23 protein-coding genes and 2 pseudogenes are annotated in these 26,820 nt (G+C 41.4%); 9 read left to right on the top strand and 16 right to left on the bottom strand.

Annotated features, from left to right (window positions below; translation table 11 throughout):
• Positions 1-253 precede the first annotated feature (253 nt).
• Together NXX38_RS19970 and NXX38_RS19965 are read right to left on the bottom strand one after the other, a co-directional pair.
• A pseudogene (locus tag NXX38_RS19970) lies at positions 254-1,154 on the bottom strand (helix-turn-helix domain-containing protein).
• Positions 1,155-1,184: 30 nt separating this feature from the next.
• Positions 1,185-2,087 (bottom strand): AraC family transcriptional regulator, encoded by a 903-nt coding sequence (locus NXX38_RS19965; protein WP_074636059.1) that lies wholly within the window; start codon positions 2,085-2,087, stop codon positions 1,185-1,187.
• A gap of 203 nt (positions 2,088-2,290) precedes the next feature.
• Between NXX38_RS19965 and NXX38_RS19960 the strand changes: the two genes are divergently transcribed.
• Positions 2,291-3,298 (top strand): SDR family oxidoreductase, encoded by a 1,008-nt coding sequence (locus NXX38_RS19960; protein WP_258980812.1) that lies wholly within the window; start codon positions 2,291-2,293, stop codon positions 3,296-3,298.
• Between the two features lie 139 nt (positions 3,299-3,437).
• On the opposite strand, the gene NXX38_RS19955 is transcribed toward NXX38_RS19960, so the two are convergent.
• The 4 genes from NXX38_RS19955 to NXX38_RS19940 all read right to left on the bottom strand — a co-directional run bounded on the left by NXX38_RS19955 (position 3,438) and on the right by NXX38_RS19940 (position 7,090).
• Positions 3,438-3,986, bottom strand: coding sequence for an occludin (locus NXX38_RS19955; RefSeq protein WP_258980810.1), 549 nt, complete (start codon positions 3,984-3,986; stop codon positions 3,438-3,440).
• An 81-nt stretch (positions 3,987-4,067) separates the two neighbouring features.
• On the bottom strand, positions 4,068-4,841 hold the full coding sequence (locus tag NXX38_RS19950) for a hypothetical protein (RefSeq protein ID WP_258980808.1): 774 nt from the start codon (positions 4,839-4,841) through the stop codon (positions 4,068-4,070).
• A 23-nt stretch (positions 4,842-4,864) separates the two neighbouring features.
• Complete coding sequence (locus NXX38_RS19945) at positions 4,865-5,560, bottom strand: response regulator transcription factor (protein ID WP_217723252.1); 696 nt, start codon at positions 5,558-5,560, stop codon at positions 4,865-4,867.
• A gap of 12 nt (positions 5,561-5,572) precedes the next feature.
• Entirely contained in the window at positions 5,573-7,090 is a 1,518-nt protein-coding gene (locus NXX38_RS19940; protein ID WP_258980802.1) for a sensor histidine kinase KdpD, read from the bottom strand.
• Positions 7,091-7,222: 132 nt separating this feature from the next.
• Here NXX38_RS19940 and NXX38_RS19935 point away from each other — a divergent pair, with 132 nt between their 5' ends.
• A complete protein-coding gene (locus NXX38_RS19935; protein ID WP_258980801.1) occupies positions 7,223-9,331 on the top strand; it encodes an outer membrane beta-barrel family protein in 2,109 nt (702 codons plus the stop codon).
• A gap of 9 nt (positions 9,332-9,340) precedes the next feature.
• Here the strand turns inward: NXX38_RS19935 and aspD are convergent, their stop codons facing one another.
• Both aspD and aspT read right to left on the bottom strand, forming a co-directional pair.
• Positions 9,341-10,975: an aspartate 4-decarboxylase gene (aspD, locus tag NXX38_RS19930; protein WP_217723257.1), complete on the bottom strand. Its 1,635-nt coding sequence runs from the start codon at positions 10,973-10,975 to the stop codon at positions 9,341-9,343.
• Between the two features lie 22 nt (positions 10,976-10,997).
• Entirely contained in the window at positions 10,998-12,692 is a 1,695-nt protein-coding gene (gene aspT / locus NXX38_RS19925) for an aspartate-alanine antiporter (RefSeq protein WP_258980800.1), read from the bottom strand.
• 168 nt (positions 12,693-12,860) lie between these two features.
• On the opposite strand from aspT, the gene NXX38_RS19920 reads away from it, so the two are divergent.
• Positions 12,861-14,528 (top strand): formate--tetrahydrofolate ligase, encoded by a 1,668-nt coding sequence (locus tag NXX38_RS19920; protein ID WP_148366911.1) that lies wholly within the window; start codon positions 12,861-12,863, stop codon positions 14,526-14,528.
• Positions 14,529-14,864: 336 nt separating this feature from the next.
• Here the strand turns inward: NXX38_RS19920 and glyA are convergent, their stop codons facing one another.
• From glyA to NXX38_RS19880, 8 genes and pseudogenes are all read right to left on the bottom strand, one after another.
• Positions 14,865-16,145, bottom strand: coding sequence for a serine hydroxymethyltransferase (glyA, locus tag NXX38_RS19915; RefSeq protein WP_258980798.1), 1,281 nt, complete (start codon positions 16,143-16,145; stop codon positions 14,865-14,867).
• 175 nt (positions 16,146-16,320) lie between these two features.
• Positions 16,321-17,058, bottom strand: coding sequence for a porin family protein (locus NXX38_RS19910; protein ID WP_122137590.1), 738 nt, complete (start codon positions 17,056-17,058; stop codon positions 16,321-16,323).
• A 16-nt stretch (positions 17,059-17,074) separates the two neighbouring features.
• The gene (locus tag NXX38_RS19905) at positions 17,075-17,644 is read right to left on the bottom strand and encodes a flavin reductase family protein (protein WP_258980795.1); all 570 of its coding nucleotides are present in this window, start codon (positions 17,642-17,644) and stop codon (positions 17,075-17,077) included.
• 131 nt (positions 17,645-17,775) lie between these two features.
• Positions 17,776-18,236, bottom strand: a pseudogene (gene pyrI, locus NXX38_RS19900) (aspartate carbamoyltransferase regulatory subunit).
• Complete coding sequence (pyrB, locus tag NXX38_RS19895; RefSeq protein ID WP_122137587.1) at positions 18,233-19,174, bottom strand: aspartate carbamoyltransferase; 942 nt, start codon at positions 19,172-19,174, stop codon at positions 18,233-18,235. Before pyrB ends, pyrI begins: the two are co-directional and overlap by 4 nt.
• 112 nt (positions 19,175-19,286) lie before the next feature.
• Positions 19,287-20,066 carry a DUF4373 domain-containing protein gene (locus NXX38_RS19890; RefSeq protein ID WP_032843513.1) on the bottom strand — a complete coding sequence of 260 codons (780 nt, stop codon included), beginning with the start codon at positions 20,064-20,066 and terminating at the stop codon, positions 19,287-19,289.
• A gap of 23 nt (positions 20,067-20,089) precedes the next feature.
• Positions 20,090-20,434 (bottom strand): SH3 beta-barrel fold-containing protein, encoded by a 345-nt coding sequence (locus tag NXX38_RS19885; protein WP_008648001.1) that lies wholly within the window; start codon positions 20,432-20,434, stop codon positions 20,090-20,092.
• Between the two features lie 228 nt (positions 20,435-20,662).
• Positions 20,663-21,073, bottom strand: a complete 411-nt coding sequence (locus NXX38_RS19880; protein ID WP_258980792.1) for a DUF4119 domain-containing protein — start codon at positions 21,071-21,073, stop codon at positions 20,663-20,665.
• 131 nt (positions 21,074-21,204) lie between these two features.
• Here NXX38_RS19880 and NXX38_RS19875 point away from each other — a divergent pair, with 131 nt between their 5' ends.
• From NXX38_RS19875 to NXX38_RS19855, 6 genes are all read left to right on the top strand, one after another.
• Positions 21,205-22,158, top strand: a complete 954-nt coding sequence (locus NXX38_RS19875; RefSeq protein WP_258980791.1) for a tyrosine-type DNA invertase cluster 3b — start codon at positions 21,205-21,207, stop codon at positions 22,156-22,158.
• Between the two features lie 353 nt (positions 22,159-22,511).
• Complete coding sequence (locus NXX38_RS19870; RefSeq protein WP_258980789.1) at positions 22,512-23,087, top strand: UpxY family transcription antiterminator; 576 nt, start codon at positions 22,512-22,514, stop codon at positions 23,085-23,087.
• A 79-nt stretch (positions 23,088-23,166) separates the two neighbouring features.
• Positions 23,167-24,702 (top strand): oligosaccharide flippase family protein, encoded by a 1,536-nt coding sequence (locus NXX38_RS19865; protein WP_258980785.1) that lies wholly within the window; start codon positions 23,167-23,169, stop codon positions 24,700-24,702.
• Between the two features lie 51 nt (positions 24,703-24,753).
• Positions 24,754-25,173 (top strand): acyltransferase family protein, encoded by a 420-nt coding sequence (locus NXX38_RS19860; protein WP_258980783.1) that lies wholly within the window; start codon positions 24,754-24,756, stop codon positions 25,171-25,173.
• Positions 25,148-25,675: an acyltransferase family protein gene (locus tag NXX38_RS26990; RefSeq protein ID WP_409012873.1), complete on the top strand. Its 528-nt coding sequence runs from the start codon at positions 25,148-25,150 to the stop codon at positions 25,673-25,675. Before NXX38_RS19860 ends, NXX38_RS26990 begins: the two co-directional genes overlap by 26 nt.
• Entirely contained in the window at positions 25,672-26,820 is a 1,149-nt protein-coding gene (locus NXX38_RS19855; protein ID WP_004295802.1) for a Coenzyme F420 hydrogenase/dehydrogenase, beta subunit C-terminal domain, read from the top strand. Before NXX38_RS26990 ends, NXX38_RS19855 begins: the two co-directional genes overlap by 4 nt.

Below are 26,820 nucleotides of genomic sequence, written 5' to 3'. Positions count from 1 at the left end.
TCATGCCATGTTTAAAGGAGTATCTAGCGTATGGACATAAAAAAAGGAGCAACGCCTTGCTCCAACCTTTGTTAACCTTAAATCTAATACTATGAAAAACACATTGCAAAGGTACATACTTTTGGCAACTTAGCAAATAATCCAAGAAAAAAAGTATGTTTCATAACATAGATTAAGAATTTGATATTCCAATTCAATTTTTATTAAGACTTTTTGATGGCTTTATCCTCCTCTAATCCCTTTACATATACTTTCAATTAGGCATCCTGAAATCATTCGGAGAACAACCTGTGATTTTCTTAAATAACCGGCTGAAATACTGTGGATTCTGAAAACCCAGCTCTTGCGTTATCTGATTGATCGTTTTATCAGTATTTACCAACCAATCTTTAGCAATCTCGAAGCGTTTGAATTCAATATACTCTTTAAATGATTTCCCCGTTTCGTACTTCAGTAAGTCGTTGAAATATTCAGGAGACAAATGGAAGCAGGTTTGCACAATACTTATGTGAAAGTATATCGACAGTCGGTACCTGTTTCGTTTCGAAATGGTTATTTATGATTTTATCGAATTGTTTGATAATCGTTTTATTCGCTTCATTACGTGTAATGAATTGGCGTTCGTAGAAACGGACGCAGTAATCCAGCAATAGTTCTATATACTTGGAAACTATCTTTTTGCTATGGCGGTCAATGCAACGTTCGAGTTCCTGGTTTATTTTATCCATAAACTCCAGAATGATTTGTTTCTCGCGCAAAGATATATGTAATGCTTCTTCAGGCAGATAAGAGAAAAAAGTATAGTTATGTATATTAAGTCCGAGCGGAGTACCACAAATCAGATCGGGATGAAAAGCCAATATCCATCCTTTGGAAGGAAAATTCTTACTGTTTTCCTTCATATTGATAGACTCTCCGGGACTAAGGCAGAGCAAAGTACCATCCGAAAAATCATAATACTGGTGACCATACATATACGCTTCACATTTACACTCACTCAATAGAATCGTATAAAAGTCGAACTTGATGCCCGTATGAGCTGACAAGTCAGCCTTTGAGAGATCAATGACACTTACCAGCGGGTGTAGTGTCTTACTCCCCAGGCAACAATTGCATTGATGCACGGTTCCTATTTTGAGTACTTTATCTCCCATGATGTTGAGACTCCTGTATCTAAAATACGTCTAGTTTTTTTGTTTATATTCGTTCGGGGTGCAGCCGACATGCTTTTTAAATAACCGGCTGAAGTGCTGTGGATATTGAAATCCCAGTTCATAAGCTACCTGACTGACAGTTTGAACACCTTCCAGTATTCTTTCTTTGGCCAGTTCGATAATCCGGCACTGGATATATTCCTGTGCAGTTTTTCCGGTTTCCTTCTTTATCAGGTCCCCGAAATAATTAGGAGAGAGGCATGCCTTGTCTGCAAAGTACTTCACGGATGGCAGTCCTTCGGTCATTGCCACCTGATTTTGGAAATATTCGTCCAGTAATTGCTCGAATTTAACGACTATATCTTTATTCGCCTGATTGCGTGTAATGAACTGCCGTTCGTAGAAACGCATACAGTAATCCAGTAGCAGTTCGATATTTCGTACAATGAGCTGCTTGCTATGCTTATCGATAGTATGCTCCAGTTCGAGCCGGATTTTATGTATGCAATCGGTTACGATTTCTCTTTCCTGATCTGAAAGATGCAATGCTTCATTTACCTCGTAAGAGAAAAAAGTATAGTTTTTGATATTCTGTCCTAATGAAGTTCCACGGATTAAATCGGGATGGAATAAAACCCCAATCGACTTGGTACGGGGAGCCGTTCGGTTACGGTTGTCTATTCCGCTCACTTGTCCCGGTGCCATGCAGACAACCGTTCCTTCCTGATAATCGTAATTCTTGCGTCCGTATTTGAGATCCCCGCATTTGGCATCTTTCAAGAACAGACAGTAGAATCCGATGTTCATACGGATATACTCAACCGACTTGGTAGCTTTTGAGAAGTCGATTACATTAACTAAAGGGTGCAATGTCTCCAGTCCAAACAACTGGTCATACTGATCGACGGTTTCAATTTTTGTTATTTCATCCATATGCTTTGTTATTAATCTGATACAAAGATAAAACATTTGGAGGTATCTTTTTTATTTCGTTGTGCAAATCAGTAATAAGGGTACAAGAATCAGTAATCTGTATACTACATAAACTTGCGGGCAGAAAAATAAATGGCAATGATTGCTGGAAGTAAGTCGTGGAATTGATATATTTGCTCCGGAGAATATAAAAAACAGGTTTTATGAAAGCATTATTCATTGGAGGAACGGGTACTATCAGTACAGATGTAGTTGCATTGGCGCAACAGAGAGGGTGGGAGATTACTCTCCTTAACCGCGGCTCAAAAAAAATGCCGGAAGGAATTCACAGTATCATTGTAGATATTAATGATGAAGAAGCTGTGGCAAAAGCCATCGCACTTGAACATTACGATGTGGTTGCACAATTCATCGGTTATACGGCAGAAGACGTAAAGCGTGATATCCGCCTGTTTCAGAATAAAACGCGGCAATACATCTTTATCAGCAGTGCCTCTGCCTATCAAAAGCCATTGACCGATTATCGCATTACCGAAAGCACCCCTCTGGTCAATCCCTACTGGCAGTATTCCAGAAACAAGATAGAAGCGGAAGAAGTATTGATGTCAGCCTACCGGACAAGTGGTTTTCCGGTGACCATCGTTCGTCCCAGCCATACCTATAACGGAACCAAACCTCCCGTAGCCGTACATGGAGATAACGGAAACTGGCAGATTCTCAAACGGATTCTTGACGGCAAACCTGTCATTATTCCCGGCGATGGTTCCTCTTTGTGGACACTGACTCACTCCAAAGATTTTGCCAAAGGCTATGTCGGACTGATGGCGAATCCACATGCCATTGGGAACGCTTTTCATATCACTACCGATGAAAGTATGACCTGGAACCAGATTTACCAGACAATCGCCGATGCGTTAGGCAAACCTTTGAACGCATTGCACGTAGCATCCGATTTCCTTGCCAAACATAGCGATCATTATGATTTCAGGGGGGAACTCTTAGGAGATAAAGCAGCTACGGTTGTTTTCGATAATTCGAAGATAAAGCGGCTTGTCCCGGATTTTATATGCCATATCTCCATGGCGGACGGATTGCGGCAAGCTGTACATTATATGCTTTCTCATCCGGAAACTCAAACACTCGATCCGGAATTTGATTCGTGGTGTGACCGTATAGCTAATGCAATCAGTGCGGCAGACAAAGCCTTCTGATTTTCCAGATTTTAATAAGTACCTGCCACTAATTAATTGCTATTTTTTAGGCACGGATTACACGGATTAACGCGGTTATTTTTCAGCAATGATAACCCTAAAGACCGTGAAATTCGTGTAATCCGTGCCTAATTATTATTTAATAAGGAGTATTTCTTCCTTGCTGCACCTCAATTCGTATTCCGAAATTACCATTAGCAGATTTCAGTTCAAACGCTCCCCGGAAATTATTTCTTTCCCAAGGCATAGCGCTGCGGTTAGGCACCCGCCAGCCATCCTTGTTGTAATCTCCGTAAGTATTGATTCTCATTCCGTTTTTCAGTTTGAAAGATCCCATCTGCATAAACTGTGGAGAAGAAGACAATCCCCAACCATATCCGTATCCCCAACCGGAAAACCCGGAGTAAGAAAATGAAGAAAAGGAGTCAGTGAATCCTTGAGAATAGGTAATATCCGTGTTTAAACGAAAGAGCTGATTATAATCTTTCGTCATATTAGGCATATCTAAATTAAACTTGGGAAGTTCGGGAGTTGCTACGTTCATTAACCCCATATCCAGCAGAAAACCACCAAACTCTTTGATATTGGTAGATGGAGCACGACGAATACTATCGGAAGGAATTTCCGACTGTGCGGATGCAAAACCGACCGATAATATCAGCGAAAGAAATAGAATCAGTTTTTTCATCTTCGTAAAGGTTGATTTACCACAAAGATAGATAATTTCCACCTGACTATCCGCTTCCGTTATGTTTTCTTAGAAAAAAACTTATCTTTTCAATTTAATCACCGGATAAATGACAGGAGTCGTCTCCCATTTCCTTTTCATCGGGTTGTATGAACGTTCCATGCCTCCATGGAGTTCGATATAATCGTTGAACTTGATTTCAATAATCATGCCATAACCGCTTTGCGGATAGATAGGAGTGAGATACCCCTGCGAAGCATTTCGTTCACCATTCACAGAATATTCACCAAAAGCCCGTATACGCAGAAAATTATTAATCCGGTAAGCGGCCGAACCGCTAAAACCAAAATCATTTCTGGCGCCATGTTTGAAAGAAGGCATTGTATATTTGGCGCTGAACAGCCCACCTGAAAACTCCCATCGTTCATTAGGGGCATACGTATAAATGGCACCTACCTGAATATGCGTCCCCATGGTAGGATACGTATTATGCAAACTATACGTACTTAAATAGCTGTTAGCATTGATCCCGAAAATATCCGACCGATTATAGTCGCGGCTGAAAGGATCGAAAGAAGTACCCAGTCTGGGAGTAGGCCAGGGAGTATCCATAAATTCGGGAGGAAATATATGAAGCGTCATGCTATCCGTTTGAATGGTTGGCTTCCTGTCGTTCGGCGTTATATTCATATCGGGTAAGATGAAGCCCTCCTTATCCATATTTAATGGCTGCTTTTGCTCCGGTGGCAGAAGAACCGCACGGCCGATGCTATCCTTTTTCACTTCCACCTGTTGCGCAAATGCGGTACAGGTACAAAGTAAAAACATAAATCCTGTGAACTGTCTTTTATTCATGGCACTTTGCGGTGTTAAAGAGTTTAGTTGACAATCAGTTTATAACCGATTCCCCGTACATTGACAATACGTATCTGTTCATCTTGCGAGAGTTTATGCCGCAATTTGGTGATGAACACATGCAAGCTTCGGGAATTGAAAAAACTGTCATCTCCCCAAAGTTCGAGCAAGACATCCTGCGTGTTGACTACCTGATTCCGGTTTTCGCAAAGCCGTTTCAGGATTTCCGATTCACGATGAGAGAGTTCCTGTCTCGTTCCTGCGTGTAATAAAGTTTGTGCAACAGGATCAAACAGATAACTTCCTATCTCAAAATGATTGGCAACCTTATTCTCTGTGAAGAGAAAAGCCTTTCCCATCAGTGCTTTGATTCGGATAATCAGCTCTTGTATACCGAAAGGTTTTTTCAGGTAATCATTCGCTCCGAGTTCAAAGCCCTCCACCACATCATTGATGGTCGAACGGGCAGTCAGGAATAAGATAGGAGTCTGTTTATCCGTCTGGCGGATGCGACGTACCATTTCAAAGCCATCCATTTTCGGCATCATCACATCAGCTACAAGTATATCCGGATGAAGTTCGAAGAAAAGGCTTAGACCTTCCTCGCCGTCATTCGCCGTATGAATGATAAAATCATTTTCTTCAAGTGTATCTTTGATGATCATGGCGAGCGTCTGTTCGTCTTCTACCAGTAATACGGTAATTTTGTTTTTACTCATGATTTTATGGGTTTATAAAGTAATGGTAAAAGTGCTTCCTTTGTCCGGTTCACTCTTTACGGTGATAGTCCCTCCATGTTTTTCGACCATGCTCTTGACATAGAACAGTCCTAGTCCGTAACCTTTTATATTATGAAGATTGCCCGTCGGGACCCGGTAGAATTTATCAAATATATGCTTTTGTTTATCAAGTGGAATTCCGATTCCCCGGTCGGTAACGCTGATGGTTACTGTTCCCCCTGTCTGTCGGCAGGAAATAGACAATTCGGCTTCCTTTTTCGAGTACTTCACAGCATTATCTATCAAGTTACTGATGATGTTGCTGAAATGCGTACGGTCGGCAACAATAACAAGCGTTTCCGGTTTAATGTCCAATTCGATATGTACAGGCTTGTCCGCTTTTAGCTGGTGCTGCTCCATGAGCGGAGTAATCAGCTCCTTCAGGTTGATTTCCTCCGGATGCAAACGGAACGTTTTGCGACGCTCCATTCCCATGGATAAAATCTGTTCCACCAGCCCGCTAAGCCTTTGCAACTGCTCCTGACTGATGCGTAGATACTGGTCGCGCTTGCTTTTCTCTTCCGCTTGGTTAAAGTTCAGTAATGCGTCATTAGCCGCATAGGCTACGGCAATGGGAGTCTTTAATTCGTGCGTGATATTATTGGTAAAATCACTTTTCATTTCATCCAGTGTTTTCTGTTTCAGGAGCGTCCGGATAAGGAACCAGAAAGAGAATCCGAGAATCAGAAGAATTACAAATGAAGTGACCAGAATACCTGTCATCTGCTTTAATACCAATGAATTGATCGGCTCGAACACCAGTTGGTAGCGTTGGCTATGATGCATATTAAATTCATAGTCATAGCGAATTGCCTTGGGACTGGGAATATAACTGCTATCTCCCGCAAGACCTAATGTATCTGTATATACAATGGAAGAATCGGCACTGGTTCCTGTATAAATCAAAAGAGTGTGATGAGGAATAGAAAGATTATGCTCTTTCATCACATGGGTGAGCAAACTGTCATATCGCTGCAGGTTGACATCTATATAAGTGTCCACACCTGAATGAATGCCCTGCTGAATACTCATTAACAACTCCTTTAGCGAATCTTGCTTTTTCAATAATACATCCAGTCCGCTTTCGCTACTTGCAACAGCTTTGGAATCTTCAGAAGCATTGCCAACGGTTTTTACCGTGTCTGTGGTAGTTTCTGTCCGGGAATGTATCGTATCCTGACGGCTACTATCCGTATAAGAAATCGTTTGTTGGGTCACTAATGAATTGCCGTCCGCATCATATCCGGCCGATACCGTTAGCGAACCGTGTTCCACATTATCTTTTTGCAAATCATTAACCCGGAGCACGACCTCGTTGAAGTCACTCGTCCGCATTGCATCTCTGATATTGCTCTCCATTTCCATTTTCATCGACCGGTAAAGCCCTGTCAACCAATAAGCTTGATAAACAAAAATTCCGATTAGCGAGCAGATAACCAGTATGACGATATGTTTTAGCGGTAATTTCATACTGACAAAGATAATAGGAAACTATTCTTATTCTTCTCTTTGATAAGACTAAATAACACTAGATAAGCCAGTGATAACGCAAATATCCATTTTTTCTACCGTATTTTGTCGTATTCTAAAAATAAAGACGAAATGAAACGGATTAATTTACTATTTATGTCTCTTCTTTGCGTGTGGATATCTGCTACAGCACAAATCGGACAACAGTCACAGAAACCTGTCGACAGTATCAAGAATATAGGTTATATGGATAGCTTGTTTCAGGAATTGCCCGAAGTAATGATTACGGGTGAACGCCCGATAGTGAAAGCCGAACAAGGCAAACTTGTGTATGACGTACCGAGGCTGGTAGGTAACCTGCCTGTGGATAATGCCTATGATGTTGTGAAAAATCTTCCGGGTATAGTAAATATGAATAATAGTCTGATGTTGGGAGGACAGGAAGTTACCGTTGTCATCAACGGAAAAGTTACCACACTGTCCGTCGAGCAATTAGACGCTTTATTAAAATCAATCCCTGTCAGCCGGATCGAGAAGGCGGAAGTGATGTATTCCGCTCCGGCACGCTATCAGGTACGCGGACCGATGATTAACCTGATATTAGCACCCGGCACAGGACAGGCATCTTCCCTTCAAGGAGAACTTTATACAGCTTTGAATCAACATCACTACGAATCTTTGGCAGAACGTGGAAGTCTTCTGTACTCCGGACGTAAATTCTCTGCAGATCTTCTTTACTCTTACTCTTATGATCGCGACCGAAGGATTACGGAGAAAGAAGCACTTCACACGTTGGCCGATGGTTCGGTGCATCAGATGGATATGGATGAAATCATGACTTCCCGTACCAACACTCATCAGATGCGCCTCGGAATCGACTACTCTTTCGCTGAAAATCATCTGTTAAGCTTGGTCTATACAACAGCCTTTACCGATTCCAAGCATTATTCCATAGCTACCGGTGCACAGAATTCCGTTACCGATTCACAGGGAGACAGCCAGCTCCATAATGCAAAATTAGATTATCAAACCCCTTTCGGACTGAAAGCAGGCGTAGCATTTACATCCTATCATTCTCCCGGTAGCGAACTATTACATAGCACGATGGGAGCAGAGACGATGAACTTCCTAAGCCGGGATAAGCAGCAAATCAATCAATGGCGTTTCTATGCCGGACAAGAACATACTTTGGGCAAAGGCTGGGGATTGAATTATGGCATAACCTATACGACCGCTTTAGACCATAGTTATCAAAGGTATTATGACCCGGAAACAGACAATCTGTTACCGGATAATAACATGACCTCCCGCCGTCGCGAGCAAACCCTGAATGTGTATGCCGGACTAAGTAAAAGCTTCGGTGAAAAACTCTCGGCCGATGTTTCTCTGGCAGCGGAGCAATATCATACAAATATCTGGAATGAATGGAGCCTGTACCCGGTAGCTAATCTAACTTATATACCCGCTGCCGGACATGTCCTCCAGCTCTCATTGAGTAGTGACAAGGAATATCCCGAATACTGGAGCGTACAGAATGCAATCTCTTACATGGGAGCATATTCTGAAATTCAAGGAAATCCTTATCTCAAACCTGCCACGAATTATGAAACCAGCCTTAATTATATATTAAAAGGCAAGTATGTTTTTACCGCCTTTTATAGCTATACAAAAGACAATCAAATGCAAACTCTCTACCAATCACCGGAACGCTTGGTAGAGATTTACAAATTCTTCAATTTTGATTTTTCATCACAGGCCGGATTGGTAATGACAGTTCCCTTTAAGGTGAAAAAATGGCTGGACTCCCGTTTCACCGCTATCGGTTTTCGTTATCGCCAGAAAGACTGTGATTTCTGGGATATCCCGTTTGACCGCAAACTATATACATTCGTCTTGACGATGAACAACACATTCACCCTTTCCACCAAGCCCGACTTAAAGTTTACCTTGACCGGATTTTATCAAAATAAAGCCATACAGGGAATTTTCGATCTTCCCCGTTCGGGAAATCTGGATGCAGCGCTTCGTTACACCTTTGCAAAAGGAAAAGCACAATTGACGTTGAAGTGTGACGACCTGTTCAATACCTCCACCATTTCGACACAAGTCCGTTACGGATTGCAGAATGTGAAAAACCACTATATGCGGACCACCCGTACATTCGGCATTTCGTTTAACTATAAATTCGGAGGGTACAAAGAGAAGAAGCGGGAAGAGGTCGATACTTCCCGCTTTAAATAAGTGGTGATTTTATGCCTTCCATGCTTTGGCATATTCTTCCAAGACGCACTTGATACTTTGTCCGATTTTCACATAATCGGCTTCATTCAAGTTGGCTAGTGACACACGCACACTCCATTTCGGTCCGGCAAATCCACCACCATTCAACAGAACGAGTGAAGTTTCGTTTGCCAGGCGGAAAACCACGTCCAATGGATTGTAGGTCTTTTGCAGATAAGCAACGAAGTCATCCCCATAGAATTTCTTCGCCCATACCAGCATATCGATCTCCGAATAATATCCGGCACGTAACGGATCTTCCACCAGTGTGAAACCTGTGTTATCCCACAACGCATGCAGACGACGATGAATAATTTCCTGCATCTTTTTCTTATAACTGTCTTCTTTATCCAGAAGTGAGAAAATGGCAAACAAACTCATCTGCATTTGTTGAGGTAGAGAAAGTCCTGCAGTATGATTCAATGCAATCTGCCGGCTGTCGGCCACCATACGGTCGATAAACTTCATCTTTTCCGGTTGTAGGCTAAGACTGGAATAACGTTTGTTCAATATTGATTTCTGCTCCTCCGACAGGCGGGCAATCATTTTGTCGTAGATGTTGTCCTCGTGTAGAGCGATCACTGCGGTTCTCCATCCCGTAGCTCCAAAATATTTGGAGAACGAATAAACGCAAAGCGTATTATGCGGCAATTCTGCCATTAATGAACGGAAATGAGGAATAAATGTCCCGTACACATCATCCGTGATAATCATCAGGTTCGGATTATCATTCTTCACAATGTTGATGATACGTTCGGTAGTCTCTTTACTAAGCGCATAACTGGGCGGATTACTCGGATTGGTGATAAATAATGCTTTGATCCGCGGATCTTTCAGCTTGTCTATATCTTCATCCTTATACTGCCAGGTATGTAAACCGTCAGGAGTCATCTGGTCAGCAGAAATTTCGGTCACGTCGAACTGATAGCGTCGCAGTTCCGGGATTTCTATATAAGGAGTGAACACTGGAATCATTAAAGCAATGGCATCCCCCTGGTTCAACAGGAAATTCTCCTGCAATGAATCGAACAGATAACACATGGCTGCCGTACCTCCTTCGGTTGCGAAAAGGTCAAAAGTTCCTTTTGGCGGACGGCGGTCACACATCTCTTGTGCCAGGTAATCCTGTACGATTAACTCCGTAAAATGTAAAATACGGTCGGGCACAGGATACTGGTCGCCAATCACCGATTCCGCCCATTCATGAATAAGCGTATCCGGATCGGCAGCATGTTCCATCAGCATATAATTGTAGCCCTCTTTCAACAGGTTAGCACCGGGAGCTTTCTCGTTTTCTTTCAGGAAAGCCTCGAAACGGGCGGCAATTCCCGCCTTTTGCGGAATGCCTGCTATTCCTTCTTCCTGTGAAAACGCATGGCGACATTCGCAAAGGCCGAATTGCCCCAGCAGAAAAAAGGCTTCGCGTGGTTCGGTAGCAATCCAGTTCGGGTTGCCTCTTCCGGCATTCAACATGGTATGTGCTATCTTCTTGATACTTTCATCTGCCATATCGATCAGTTTGTTTTTCAGCTCGAACGGGCTAATTGTTTCCATTTTCTTGGCATAACTTTTGGTAATGGCAGGGTTATTTGTTTTCTTTTCCATAATGATATTTATTTAGTTAGTTTTACATAAGTAGCACGATGACAACTCCCCAGATAATCAGGAGTGTATTGCCGACTGCATACGTCACCGTATATCCCAATGCCGGTGTGTCGCTTTCCACTGCATCCTGAATAGCTCCCAACGCAGCTGTTGTAGTACGTGCTCCTGCCGTACATCCCAATGACAGGGCAGGGTGGAACTTGAACAGGTATCTCGCCATCAGCAATCCGGCGAGGAGAGGGATAGCCGTTGCCAATGCACCGACGATAAACAGGCTGACGCCTACTTCCTTGAATCCGGCAATGAAACTGGGACCTGCAGCGATACCGACCACTGCGATAAACATATTCAGCCCTACATTATTCAATACCCATAAAGAAGGTTCGGGAATACCTCCGAAAGTAGGATGCTTGCTGCGTAGCCAACCGAACAGAAGTCCGGCTATCAATGCGCCTCCACTGGTAGAAAGACTGATAGGAACACCTCCCAGATGAATAGCCAGTGCACCGAAAAGGCCACCGAGCAAAATACCCAATCCAACGAAGATCATATCTGTCTGATTGGTAGGCCGGTCAATATAGCCCATTTGTTTGGCAGCACTTTCCACTTCATGTTTAAGACCGGTAAGTTCGAGAATGTCTCCCGAATCTACGATTGTCTTAGGTAATACCGGAACGTTGATTCCGGCACGCTTTATATTCCGGATGCTGACCCCGTGCATAAACTTCTGCGATCTGATTTTGGAAACTGTTTCTCCGGCAAAAGTCCGGTGGGTCACCATTACAGGAAGAGTTTCTGCCGGGAAGTCAAGTAATTGTGCATCGATCACTTCCGGACCTATCCAGTCCTCTTCTCCAATCACAAATTCACGGCGTCCGCTAAGTACCACTTCGTCGTTCTTGTGAAGAATCAGGTTCGGATCTACTTCCTTCACCATTCTTTTTTGACGAATCCGTTCTACAAACAGACGTTTGTCATTCTTGCATAAATAAGCTTCGAGTTCACTGACTTTCTTTCCTTTGCCAAACCATTCGTTGGTGATTTTATAAGCACGGAACACAACCGGACGAAGAGCCGGGGAAAATCCGGGTTTATCAGCTTCCGATGTTCCCATTTGAGCCTCCAGTTCCTTGCAGTCGGCTTTCACCTTATCCAGTCCCCCCAGCATTTTAGGGCCGAGAGAAGCCAGAATCCACGCCGAGCCGGCCGTTCCGAAAATATAAGTTACGGCATATGCTACCGGAATTGCATTGATGAACGTGGCTTTCTGTGCATCGCTGATTCCCAGCTGGTTGATCGTATCGCTTGCCACGCCGATAACGGCGGATATTGTTTGTGAGCCTGCCAACAGTCCGGCAGCTTCTCCTACATGATATCCCATGATTTTGGCCAATATCCACGGGGCTACCAGACTGACAATACACATCAATACGGCAAATCCTACTTGTGGCAGACCGTCTTTCTTCAATCCGCGGAAAAACTGCGGACCCACCTTATAGCCAACGGCAAATAAGAAAAGCAGAAAGAACACGGCTTTCATCGGACCATCTACAGTGATATTCAGTTGTCCGACCAATACTCCGACCAGAAGAACGCTGGTGACTGTCCCCAAGGAGAATTTTCCTATTTTGAGTCTGCCGAGCCAGAATCCGGCAAAAAGCGTAAGGAAAATAGCAAGTTCAGGATGTACCCTTAGTTGATTAATAATCCATTCCATAATTAAGTTGTTGTTTAGGTTATGCTATCTACAACAGTTGTTGTGTGGAAAGAGTTTATAGTGTTTATGATAAATAGAGATATAAATATCCGATAGACTTTAAATTTCTCTATTTCGCTTTTTTGTTATACTTTTGTTCATTCAAAAATAAAACTAATCATATTCTGTATGAAATCAGACATAGAAATTGCTCGCAGCATTGAGCTGAAGAAGATTAAGCAAGTTGCCGAAGGTATCGGAATCCCTCGCGAGGAAGTGGAGAATTATGGCCGCTACATTGCAAAGATCCCCGAACAACTGATTGATGAAGAGAAAGTGAAGAAAAGCAATCTCATTCTGGTAACTGCTATCACAGCAACCAAAGCGGGCATCGGCAAAACTACAGTATCTATCGGTCTCGCTTTGGGACTGAATAAAATTGGAAAAAATGCGATTGTCGCTCTTCGCGAGCCGTCTCTCGGTCCGTGTTTCGGGATGAAGGGGGGAGCAGCCGGTGGAGGATATGCACAAGTGCTTCCGATGGACAAGATTAACCTCCATTTTACCGGAGATTTTCATGCCATCACTTCTGCTCATAACATGATTGCCGCCTTGCTCGACAATTATCTCTATCAGAACCAGGCAAAAGGTTTCGGATTGAAAGAAATCCTTTGGCGGAGAGTGCTCGATGTGAACGACCGTTCGTTGCGCAGCATCGTTGTCGGCCTCGGACCTAAATCCAACGGGATTACCCAGGAGTCCGGTTTCGATATCACTCCTGCTTCGGAAATCATGGCAATTCTTTGCCTTTCTAAAGATGTGAGTGATCTGCGTCGCCGTATTGAAAATATCCTGTTGGGCTTCACGTATGACGACCAACCTTTCACAGTGAAAGATTTGGGAGTGGCAGGAGCCATTACCGTGTTATTGAAAGATGCGATTCATCCTAATTTAGTGCAGACTACCGAAGGAACCGCTGCTTTTGTACATGGTGGTCCGTTTGCCAATATTGCCCATGGCTGTAACTCTATCCTTGCCACCAAATTGGCCATGTCTTTCGGTGATTATGTAATCACGGAAGCCGGGTTCGGTGCTGATCTCGGTGCGGAGAAGTTCTACAATATCAAATGTCGTAAGAGCGGGCTTCAACCTCGTCTCACGGTGATTGTCGCTACGGCACAAGGATTGAAGATGCATGGAGGCGTCAGTCTCGACCGTATCAAAGAGCCGAATATGGAAGGACTGAAAGAGGGATTGCGTAATCTCGACAAACACGTTCGTAACCTTCGCTCATTCGGTCAGACAATCATTGTAGCTTTCAATAAGTTTGCATCCGATACAGACGAAGAAATGGAATTGCTGCGCGAACATTGCGAACAGTTGGGAGTGGGTTTTGCCATCAACAATGCGTTCAGTGAAGGAGGAGAGGGAGCAGTAGATATGGCTCGCCTGGTGGTAGATACCATAGAGAACAATCCGTCAGAATCCTTACGCTACACTTATAAAGAAGAAGATAGCATACAGCAGAAGATCGAAAAGGTAGCTACTAATATTTACGGAGCCAGCGTTATTACCTATAGCAGTATCGCCCGCAGTCGTATCAAACTGATTGAGAAAATGGGAATCACTCATTATCCGGTTTGTATTGCTAAAACACAATATTCATTCTCTGCCGATCCGAAGATTTATGGTGCGGTAAACAACTTCGAGTTCCATATTAAAGATATTGTTATCAATAACGGAGCTGAAATGATTGTAGCCATTGCCGGAGAAATTCTTCGTATGCCGGGATTACCCAAGGAACCGCAAGCATTGTACATCGATATTGTGGATGGAGAAATAGAAGGATTGAGTTAATATATCCTCAAGAAAAAAATATTCCGGTATGATGTGCCGATAAAATAAATCCCCGTCTTTCCCTATAAAATAAAATGTGGAAAGACGGGGATGACTGTATATAGAGTCCAGTGCGCTTCTATTTTCTCTTCTTGCACACTGTACGGTTGAATTCGTCCTTGTTGTAAGTGATATATAACATCATATATTTCTTTTATAGTAAGAAAAACGAAATTCCGGACAGATGGTTCGGATAGGATTGTTAATAAATAAAAAAGTCTGCTCCTTTTACGAGGAGCAGACCTTAAATGGGAAATAAAGCTGCCAATTTGTAGCTATTAGCTTTGAAATTGTTTTTTAATAAGCAAAAAGAGGATATTTCTTCATTGTCTCATTGACACGTGCACGTACTTTTGCAATAATTTCCTCATTTTCTACGTTAGACAATACAGTCTCGATCATTTCGGCAATTTCGAGCATCAAGTCTTCTTTTGCACCACGGGTAGTGATAGCAGGAGTACCCAAACGGATACCGGAAGTCTGGAAAGCTGAACGGCTGTCGAACGGAACCATGTTCTTGTTAACGGTAATATCAGCAGAAACCAATGCTTTTTCTGCCACTTTACCTGTCAGTTCAGGATATTTGCTACGCAGGTCGACCAACATAGAGTGGTTGTCTGTACCACCGGAAACGATAGTAAAGCCACGGTCGATTAAAGCCTGTGCAAGTACAGCAGCGTTCTTTTGTACTTGTTTAGCATATTCCTTAAATTCAGGTTGCAGGATTTCACCGAAAGCAACTGCTTTAGCAGCAATTACATGTTCCAACGGTCCACCTTGAACCCCTGGGAATACGGCAGAATCCAGTAATTGAGACATCATTTTGATCTCACCTTTCGGAGTGGTCTTACCCCACGGATTGGGGAAATCCTTACCCATCATGATGACACCACCACGAGGTCCGCGAAGTGTTTTATGTGTAGTAGAAGTGACGATATGTGCATATTTAACCGGATTTTCGAGCACTCCGGCAGCGATCAGACCGGCAGGGTGAGCCATGTCGATCATCAGGATAGCGCCTACTTTGTCAGCGATTTCACGCATACGTTTGTAATCCCATTCACGGGAGTATGCAGAACCACCACCGATAATCATTTTCGGTTTCTCACGCAGAGCGACTTCTTCCATCTGGTCGTAGTCAACGCGTCCGGTTTCCTGATTCAGGTTATATTCGCAAGGAGTATAGATGATACCGGAGGTGTTTACCAGTGAGCCATGAGAAAGGTGTCCGCCGTGTGCAAGATTTAATCCCATGAATTTGTCGCCCGGATTCAGAACTGCGAGGAAAACAGCGGCATTAGCTTGTGCTCCCGAGTGTGGCTGTACGTTTGCCCATTCAGCGCCAAAAATTTCTTTCAGGCGGTCGATAGCGATTTGTTCGCTTTGGTCTACTACTTCGCAACCTCCGTAGTAACGTTTGCCGGGATAACCTTCTGCGTACTTGTTAGTCAGACAAGAACCCATTGCCTGCATAACCTGGTCACTCACAAAATTTTCTGATGCAATAAGTTCGATTCCTTTCAACTGACGTTGATGCTCTTTTTCGATAATGTCGAAAATGATGTCGTCTCTTTTCATTCTTTTATAAGTAAGATTAAATTTCTAATTCGAGATACCTATTTTAAGCGCACAAAGTTAATGAAATCAAAGGATAATTGACAATTGCCTCCTGACAATTGACAATCTTTAAACATTCAACCCTTTGAACCGCCACTCTTTATTTTTCAATTCTCAATTTTCAACTCTCAATTTCTTAAAGAATGAATCCCAGCGAAAAACTTAATGCGCTGTCGCGGCGACGGAAAATAATATTGCTCACCCCCGTACTTCCGTCAGAATTGATGTTGTCGTAAATGATGGACTTGGAGATGTTTCCGAGGCCTTGCTCGTAGCGGAAATCGAAGAAGATACGGGAGATGTTGACGCCTACGCCGATCACTGCACTGACATTGAACGGATACAGCCTTTCATGAATCCCCTTCTGGTCGAAATTCTTAAAAGTGATTTCATTGTGCTTTCCCCATAAATAGCGAAGTTTGGGACCTACGAAGATAGACATTCCATAAGGTCCTTTTTTCACCACATTATAACCATATAATATGGGAAAATCGATACTGTGCAGCACAGATTGCACCGAAGCATAATCAGGTTCGATGGCAGGATGCTGCGAACCGAGCTTATCGAAAGTGATTTCACATTTGCTTACATTATAGGACACTTCCGGTTGAATGAAATGCTTCTTCATATTGATGCGCATAAAGAGGGCGCCGAAATAACCTATCTTATAGTTGTTCTGCACCTCATCGATAGTCACATCCTTAATTTTCAGTTCAGACACCATGAACATGGAAGAGTTGAATCCCGCCTTGATACCGATATTTATTTTTCTTGTATTGGGGCGGTCCACTCTATCTGCATTATAATTCTGACCGACAGCCGTGCAGGCTATGGCTAACAAACCGGGAAGAATGAATTTACGCAGCATATTCATGGCAATATCGCACTTTTTATGATTTCTTCTTTTCCACACTCCAACCGAACTTACCGATTTTCTCTCCCAGATTATAATATCCTCCGTGCACATATACCAGCGGATTGGCTTCTGCCAGTTCCAGCTTTCCGGTTTCAGGATTCAGGTTCCGGTCGTCCGCACGGACATTTACCACGTCAGCGATAAACATATCGTGTGAGCCGAGAGAGATGATTTCTTTCACACGGCATTCAATGCAAAGAGGAGATTCTTCAATTAACGGAGCACTGACCACCGTACACTGTCCGGGTGTCAGCTTCATCTCATCAAATTTATGATAATCACGTCCCGAACGAACTCCGCACCAGTCGGTGGCAAAAGCCATATCTTTCGTTGTCAGGTTGATGACAAACTCCATGTTTTTTTTGATAATGTCATAAGAATGGCGTTCCGGACGTACGGATATATAACACATGGGCGGGTTTGTACAAATCGTACCCGTCCATGCTACTGTGATAATATTATATTCGCTTTCATCTTTTCCGCAGCTCACCAGTACAGCCGGCAGCGGATAAATCATCGTTCCTGGTTTCCAGTCCTGTTTCATACTACTTATATCTTTTTTCACCACAGAGGACACAGAGGACACAGAGTATATTGAGGTACAGAGAGTAAAAAAACTTTTTTTTCAAAGAAATAAAACTCTGTGTCCTCTGTGTCCTCTGTGGTGAATAGGAGTTAGAGGATTGTAATCTCTTCACGTTTCTGCTCTTTCTCGCAATAATGACATTTAACGATGCAATTATCCTTATCTATCACATGAAAGATAGTGGCCATCGGTTCGTTGTTGGTGATACATTTCGGATTGGCACATTTCACGATGCCCCGAAGTTCATCCGGCATTTTCACCTCTTTTTTTCCACTACTTCGTAATCGCGGATGATATTCAGCTTGACGTGTGGGGCAACTACTGAAATACGGTTGATCTCTTCGTCGCAGAAGAATTTATCTGCAATTTTGATAATCCCTTTTTTACCCAGCTTCTTGCTGTCGAGGTTGAATCCGATAGTGATATTGCTGGTCATCTGTTCCACACCGAGCAGTTGCACTACGGTAAAGAGCTTTTCGGATGGGATATGGTCAATCACTGTCCCGTTTTTCAGGGCAGCTACTTGCAATTCTTGTTTATTTTCGCTCATAATAAAATATCGTTTTTAACGTCATCTAATGTGATACCTAATACATCGCAAAGGATTGCTTCGCGGGCATACAGACCGTTTTGTGCCTGTTGGAAATAATATGCTTTCGGGTTGTCATCCACATCGTAAGCAATTTCGTTGACGCGGGGAAGCGGGTGCAGGATACGCAGGTTCGGACGTGTGTTCTCCAGCATTTTGTTACGGAGAATATATACATTCTTCACCCGTTCATATTCCATCAAATCGGTGAAACGTTCGCGTTGCACACGGGTCATATACAGAATATCAGCATCAGCGATAATCTCTTCGTTAAATTCCGTATGTTCAACGTATTTTATTTGGTGAGTTTTACAGTAAAGTTTGTATTCCTCCGGCATTTTCAGCTCTTCGGGAGCGATGAAATGGAAAGTCGGATTAAAGTGTCGCATCGCCATCAGCAATGAGTGTACGGTGCGACCGTATTTCAAGTCACCCACCAGGAAAATGTTCAGATTTTCCAGCGTACCTTGTGTCTTGTAGATAGAGTAGAGGTCGAGCATCGTTTGCGACGGGTGCTGGTTGGCTCCGTCACCTGCGTTGACAATAGGCACCGGGGCTACTTCGCTGGCATACCGTGCAGCTCCTTCGAGATGATGTCGCATGACGATAATATCTGCATAGTTGCTCACCATCATGATCGTGTCTTTAAGTGTTTCCCCTTTGGCAGAGCTGGTAGCTTTGGGGTCAGAGAATCCGATTACTCGTGCACCGAGACGGTTGGCAGCTGTTTCAAAACTCAAGCGGGTACGGGTGGAAGGTTCAAAGAACAGGGTTGCTACAACCTTTCCTTGTAATAACCGGCGATTGGGGTTCATTTCAAACTGCTTCGCCATTTCGAGCATGTAGAGGATTTTTTCTTTAGAATGTTCGGCAATGGTTACTAAACTTCTGTTTTCCATTTTGTTATCTTTTATGTGGATAGAACTTGTTTTACCGGAGCGTAAAGGTACGAAGAATTTGTGAAAAGCACAGATTTTTCGTACCTTTTTTATCAGCTTTTAATCAGTCGGTTTATTTCCGTCCGCCGGCTAACGCTGCAATGATATATTTCCCCGGTGCTCCGATTTTGCTCCAGGTCGTATTGGAGAGCAGTTTCCACACCTGGGTGCCTTTCCTGCCATAGTCCGATAACCGCAGAATCGTCTGTTTCTCTTTCTGGTCAGTCACTTTATGGTTGTCCAGACTCTCCATCAATCCTGCGATGTTGTGTGTAGCCAGATTGTAGGCATACCCCGGAATCTCAATCGAAACAACGTTGGTTTCTTCTTCTTCATGATTTAGTTTAGTTTCCTTTAGTTTAGTTTGTCGGAAAATGTCTGCATTTTCTTGACTCACCTCCTCTTGAGTTTCAAAAATGTCTGCATTTTCCGCGTTCAACTCTTCTTTTTGCATCCCTTTTTTCTTCTTGGTCTCTAATAGATAAGGTAGTTGGGAGAAATCTATTTTCCTCCGTGTAGTGGCTTCGAACCACACCCTTTGAATCTGTTCCGAAGTGAGTATGCCGTATTTTTCGTAGGTTTCTTTATGGAAAAATCCTTTCTCCAATAACAGGTCGACAATCTTTTCCATCATGTCCTCTTTGATCCCGCCGCCCACTTTACGGACGAAAATCAGGTTTTGTTCCTTTCCCCAAGAGATATAATATCCCTCTTTATATATTTTACAAAGCAATCGCATGACAATGTAAGAAGCTAATACTCCAAACTTAGCTTCTAATAGTTCCATCACTTCTTCGTCAAAGAAGTTTGCCGGTGTCGGAAAATAAGGTATCCCTTTATTAATCATATTCATTGTTCAATATATTTTAATCTAACTTATACAATAGCTCTCCACTCCATCAGGTTCCCGATCATAAATCTTCTCCATCCTTTTTGTTCTTCACTCCAATAGAGAATAGACTCTTGTTTTGCTGTGATATTGAATTCTCTATGGAAGAATTTTTCATATCCTACCAGTGTTCCTCTTTCCAGACAAAACGTGCCATCCTGCTTGTAAAAAGCTATCACTACATTCCCATACAACATGCGATCTATTAGTTTAATGCACTCTTGTACAATTCTCTCCGCACATTTATCCGAAATCCCCTTTTCAGCAGTAATACGTTTTTTCCATACTAATTTGCAAGCTTCTAACTTGCCTTTCCTGATTTTTTGTCTCATTTTCTTCTGTTTTTAATTTTGAAAAATAAATTTCTGTTTGAGCGTAAATCTTCCCTTATAGATAGTGACGGTATGTTGTTGTCATAGCGTCACTATCCTTTCATTATAGTGACGCTATAACGATAGCATACCGTCACTATTTTTTTAAGAGAAAATCTGTTAGTTTTCGACCGGTTGAAAACGGCGGCGAAGGTAAGCTTTATATTCCAACTGTCCCATTATTTTTTCTTAGTACTTGCTTTTGACCTTTTCAGCCTGTTCTCTTTTTTCCTTTTTTTCTTTCATGTACTCTTCCTCAACAGGTTTTTTCAATGCACCCAATTCAGCATGTATACTGCTAAGTTCCATTAACTTATAGCCACCGTGTTTGTGGATGTATAATACTTTTTGGTCATAGATATATTGGGCTAGATTTATCAGCTTTCTTTTCTTGGGATGGCGGAAATGCCCATCAAGAAAGATTTTTAAATACATGGTGAAATAAAGACGGATATCTCCATCGATTGCTATTCTGTTATCCAGCTCTTCTTCACTGATGATTTCTTCCTTTGAATGCTTCCCAGGAGCTTTTTTCATTGTTTGGACATTTCTTTTTACCTTGTCGTTTTTACTACCTTTTTTGGCATTTTTACTTTTCATAATCTACTAATTTTAACGTTGGTTAAACATGTGTTAATTCTAAAAATAATATCTGGAAAGTGAAATTGAACCTGCAAAAAGATTTGTTCTTTTGTCGCTTGCCAAATAGTATATATATAAAATAATTAGTGATGCAAATGATGAATAAAAATGGATTTAGCCGATGTGGGGAGAACTACATCAATCGTTTACGAAAGGAGGGGCGCTATTCTACAGCGCATGTCTATAAGAATGCCCTTTATTCTTTCAGTAAGTTTTGTGGTACGTTGAATATGTCGTTCAGGCAGGTCACCAAAGAACGTTTACGGCGTTATGGTCAGTATCTTTATGAGTGTGGTTTGAAGCCTAATACGATTTCTACGTATATGCGTATGCTTCGTAGCATTTACAATCGAGGAGTGGAAGCGGGTAGTGCCCCTTATGTTCCCCGATTATTTCATGATGTCTATACAGGTGTGGATGTCCGACAAAAGAAAGCTTTGCCTGCCGGTGAGTTGCACAGACTTCTGTATGAGGATCCCAAATCGGAGCGTTTACGTCGCACACAAACTATTGCTGCTCTGATGTTCCAGTTTTGTGGAATGTCATTCGCTGATTTAGCGCATCTGGAAAAATCGGCTTTAGATCAGAGTGTATTACGCTATAATCGAATCAAGACGAAAACTCCCATGAGCGTGGAAGTGCTTGATACTGCCAGAGGAATGATTAATCAACTTCGAAGTAATCAGGAACCCATTCCTGATTGTCCGGACTATCTGTTCGACATACTTTGCGGTAATAAAAAACGGAAGGATGAAAGGGCATACCGTGAATATCAGTCTGCTCTTCGGAGATTCAATAATCGTTTGAAGGATTTGGCGAGAGCTCTGCGTTTGCATTCTCCCGTTTCTTCTTACACACTCCGTCATTCCTGGGCAACGACAGCCAAGTATCGTGGAGTGCCAATTGAAATGATCAGTGAATCATTGGGACACAAATCAATAAAAACCACACAAATCTATTTAAAGGGTTTTGAGCTAAGAGAACGTACAGAAGTAAATAAAGGGAATTTATCTTACATTAAGAACTATCGTTTAGGTAGATGATTAACGATAAAGTATTAGAAATCAAGGGCGAAATGTGTCTGTTACTTCTTAGGTAACGGATAATTATTCGGTGCAAAGATATGCAAAAATACAAATAGTAAACAAGTAAAATCTTCTTTTTTTTCTGATTTGTTGAATTATGCAACAAAAATATATCAGGACATGATGGTTTTGTTTTATCATGCCCGATATTCCTATATTCTGTTTTTAAAGATGTTTTTCCCTTCGCGTAGGTTAGAAAACATCTTTATAGACAGCTCCTGTCCATGTTTTTCTGCTTTTATCTGTTTTTCTGTGAATGAGTACCTTATCCGTTACCTAAGAAGTAACGGAAATGTAAGGGGTAAAAAAGTATGATTCTAACGAAAGAAACTTTAAGTGCTGGGCCTAAAATTGGGACAGGGGAAGGCGTAGCACACTCTAAACGCTGGTATGTTGCTCTGGTTCGTATGCACCACGAGAAGAAAGTAGCCGAGCGTTTAGACAAAATGGGGATTGAAAATTTTGTACCGGTCCAGCAAGAAGTACATCAATGGAGCGACCGCCGTAAAGTGGTTGAATCCGTGTTGCTTCCCATGATGGTTTTTGTACACGCTGATCCCAAAGAACGTAAAGAGGTTCTTTCCTTTTCTACAGTTAGTCGGTATATGGTAATGCGCGGTGAGAGCAGTCCGACTATCATTCCTGATGAACAAATGGCCCGTTTCCGTTTTATGCTCGACTATTCCGAAGAGGCAATCTGTATGAATAGTGCTCCTTTGGCACGTGGTGAAAAAGTGCGTGTCATTAAAGGTCCTTTGACTGGTCTTGTAGGAGAACTTGTCACGGTGGATGGCAGGAGTAAGATTGCTGTCCGGTTGAATATGTTGGGGTGTGCTTGTGCGGATATGCCGGTTGGGTATGTGGAACCGATAAGTGAGAGGCAATAATCAAATTATTAATCAAAAGTATAACATAGGAGGTGCCGAATAACTTTTAAAGGTATTATAGGCATACAGTAAATATTTAATGTCTCAAGCGACAGACAATAATAAACGAATAGCGAAGAATACGCTACTTCTCTATGTGCGTATGCTCTTTATGATGTTCGTGAGTTTATATACTTCACGTGTCATATTAGATGCTCTAGGGGTTGAGGATTTTGGTATATATAATGTTGTTGGTGGGGTTGTAGCTATGTTTTCGGTAATATCGGGCTCATTGTCTACCGCTATCAGTAGATTTATTACCTTTGAATTAGGGAAAGGCAATCAAAGTAAACTGAATAAGATATTTTCAGCATCGGTTACTATCCAAATATTGTTATCATTAATCGTAGTCATATTAATAGAGCTTATTGGTGTATGGTTTCTTAATTCTAAGATGATTATTCCAGCAGATAGGATACTGGCAGCTAATTGGGTGCTCCAATTTTCTATTGTCACTTTTGTCATAAATCTTATAAGTATTCCATACAATGCATCTATAATAGCACATGAAAAAATGTCGGCCTTTGCCTATATCAGTATATTGGAAGCTATAGGCAAACTTATTATTGCATATTTGATCGTTATAGCTCCTATGGATAAATTGGTGTTCTATTCAATTTTGATGTGTTCTGTAGCAGTAATTATTCGTTTTACTTATGGTTATTATTGTAAAAGGCATTTCAAAGAGTGTACTTATCATTTTTGTTGGGATAAAGAACTGCTAAAGAATATGTTTGGGTTTGCAGGATGGAATTTCATTGGAGCTGCTTCATCCGTGTTAAGAGATCAAGGTGGAAATGTTGTCATTAATTTGTTTTTCGGTCCGTCTGTAAATGCAGCTAAAGGTATTGCTATGCAAGTAAATTCAGCAATTTCAGGATTTGTTAGTAATTTTATGACAGCATTAAATCCGCAAATTACAAAATCTTATGCTTCTGGCAATCAAGACTATATGATGGCACTTATCTTTCAAGGAGCGAAGTTCTCATTTTATATGTTGTTGTTGCTCTCATTGCCGGTGATTATCAATACTCACTATATTCTTGGGCTATGGCTGAAATTGGTGCCGGAACATGCAGTTCTGTTTGTGCGGCTAACGTTGCTTTTTGCCATGAGTGAATCTATTTCAAATCCATTGATTACGGCCATGCTTGCCACGGGTAGAATTCGGAACTATCAGATTATGGTAGGTGGTCTGCAGATGCTGAATCTCCCTATATCATATATCTTTCTTCGTTTGGGGTGTGTACCGGAGTCTGTATTGTTTGTTGCAATATTTATATCTCAATGCTGTTTAGTTGCACGTCTTTATATGCTCAGAGGAATGATTGGATTGTCTTCTGTCAAGTATTTGAAACATGTGTATTTAAAAGTCTTGATGGTAATGTCAACATCAGCGATTCTACCAATATTATTATTAAAGAACATAAATGAAACCTTTTTATCCTTTTTAGTTATATCTGTAGTGTCAATACTTACCACATCAATTTCGATATTTTATATAGGATGTAGTAAAGAAGAAAGAGTTTTTGTCTGGGCAAAGGTCAGTGCTTTATGTGCAAAAATCAGAAGATGATAGGAACGTAATTATTCAATAGATATTCTTAAGTTTATATGTGCAATCCTTGTGGTATTCCTTCACACTGATTGTGTATATCATGATTACATCTTGCCACTCACACGTTGCGCAGTGCCTTGCTTTTTTATGATTAGTGGTTATTTGTTATTCAACGATGGCGATATAGAAATATCGAGATTAAAACGCAGTACTAGGAATATTTTGCACATCATCGTATGGTCTACGTTGTTGTTTGCTTGTTATAAAGAAGCTGTGGCAATACATCAAGGGAGTGTTTACATACCATCACTTCGTGAATTATTTAATTTTATAGTTCTTAATGAAAATCCTTTTGGCGGTCATCTTTGGTATTTGGGGGCATATTTATATGTACTATTGATAGCAATGATTATAAGCAAGTATAAGATTTGGAAATATATGTTCCTATGCCATTCCTATATTATTGCTGACAGACTTAATATTGGGTAAGTATAGTTTACTTTTTCTCGATAGAGAGTTTCCAGTTATCTATGTACGGAACTTTTTGTTTGTCGGTCTACCATATTTTGCATTGGGGGCATGTCTGAAGAAGTATAGTGACAAGATTAGTAAAATTAAATACTATTATTGGCTTATTGGGGGCATTTTATTCTCATTGACGTCTCTAATGGAAAAATGGGTATTGCTATATTTAGACAAGAATCCCGGACGTGAACATTATTTTAGTAGCACGTTGCTTGCGCTATGTCTATTCTTGTTAGTATTATCATTCAAGAAGAAAGAACCAACTATATATTCGACTATTGGAAATAAAGATTCGCTTTACATATACATCTTTCATCCTCTCTTTATATCAATCATCGGTATGATAGTTGGTAAGATAGCATCAAATTCTATAGTAAATATATACTCATTTACTGCGCCATTTGTAGTGTTCTTATCGACGATGGTCTTTATAATAGTAATAAGAAAAATCCGGTTGATACAATGATAAATATCAATAATCAGGCAGATTGTTGCGGATGTACTGCATGTGCCAGTATTTGCGCTCATGATGCTATCACGATGAAACCAGATGCGCTTGGATTTCTCTATCCGGAAGTGGATCGAAGCAAGTGTGTTGATTGCGGTCTGTGTGAGAAGGTGTGTGCTTTTAATGACGATTACGATAAAAGCTTAAATATAGATAACCCTTTAGCTTATGCGGCAAGGCATAAAAATGAGGAAGAATTAAGATATAGCCGTTCTGGAGCCGTATTTGTTGCTATGTCTGATTATATTCTGGAACATGGTGGCGTTGTGTATGGTGCAGGATATGCTGACCATTTTAGAGTCGTCCATAAACGAGCAACTACAAAAGAAGAATGTAGCGAATTCAAGGGAAGTAAGTATGTACAGAGCGATATGAATACGGTGTTCCGCCAAGTGAAGCAAGATTTGAAGGCAGGTTTGGTTGTTTTATTCTCTGGTACTCCATGTCAAACAGCAGGTTTGAATAGTTATATAGGAAAAGCTCAAAGAAAAAATCTCATTCTTATAGACATTATTTGTCATGCAGTGCCCAGTCCTTCTATATGGAAAGATTATCTTGGCTATACAGAATCAAAATTCAAATCAAACGTTATCAAATTAGAATTTCGAGAAAAATCCATTGGGTGGAACCAACCACACATGGAAAGTTTTACTTTTACAGATAACTCTATTCATAAAGACTTTCTGTTAAGGTATCTTTTTTATTCAGGATTAATTTCCCGGCCCTCTTGTGAGCATTGTAAATATTGCAATCTTTCCAGACCTTCTGATTTGACTATCGGAGACTTTTGGGGATATGAAAAAGTCGTACCGAAAATGAATACAGACAATAAAGGAATCTCGCTCGTTATTTGTAACACGGATAAGGGGTGTAGTTTTTTTAGGGAATGTTCTTATATGCTGCATACAAAGCATGTAGACTTGATGAATTCATTGCAACCCAATCTGCAACATCCTTCGTCTGTAGATCCTCGTTGGCATCAATTTGCAAAGGATTATCAAAAAAGAGGATTTTTGTATGTTGCCAGGAAATATGGAAATGTAGGTTATCGTTACCAACTAAGAATGTTTATGGACAAAATTAAGCGGAAATTATCCATTTAA

Source organism: Bacteroides sp. BFG-637, assembly GCF_024793605.1.
Classification (GTDB): Bacteria; Bacteroidota; Bacteroidia; order Bacteroidales; family Bacteroidaceae; genus Bacteroides; species Bacteroides vicugnae.
The sequence above is the reverse complement of the archived record's forward strand: the minus strand, read 5'-3'. Positions and strand labels throughout refer to the sequence as shown.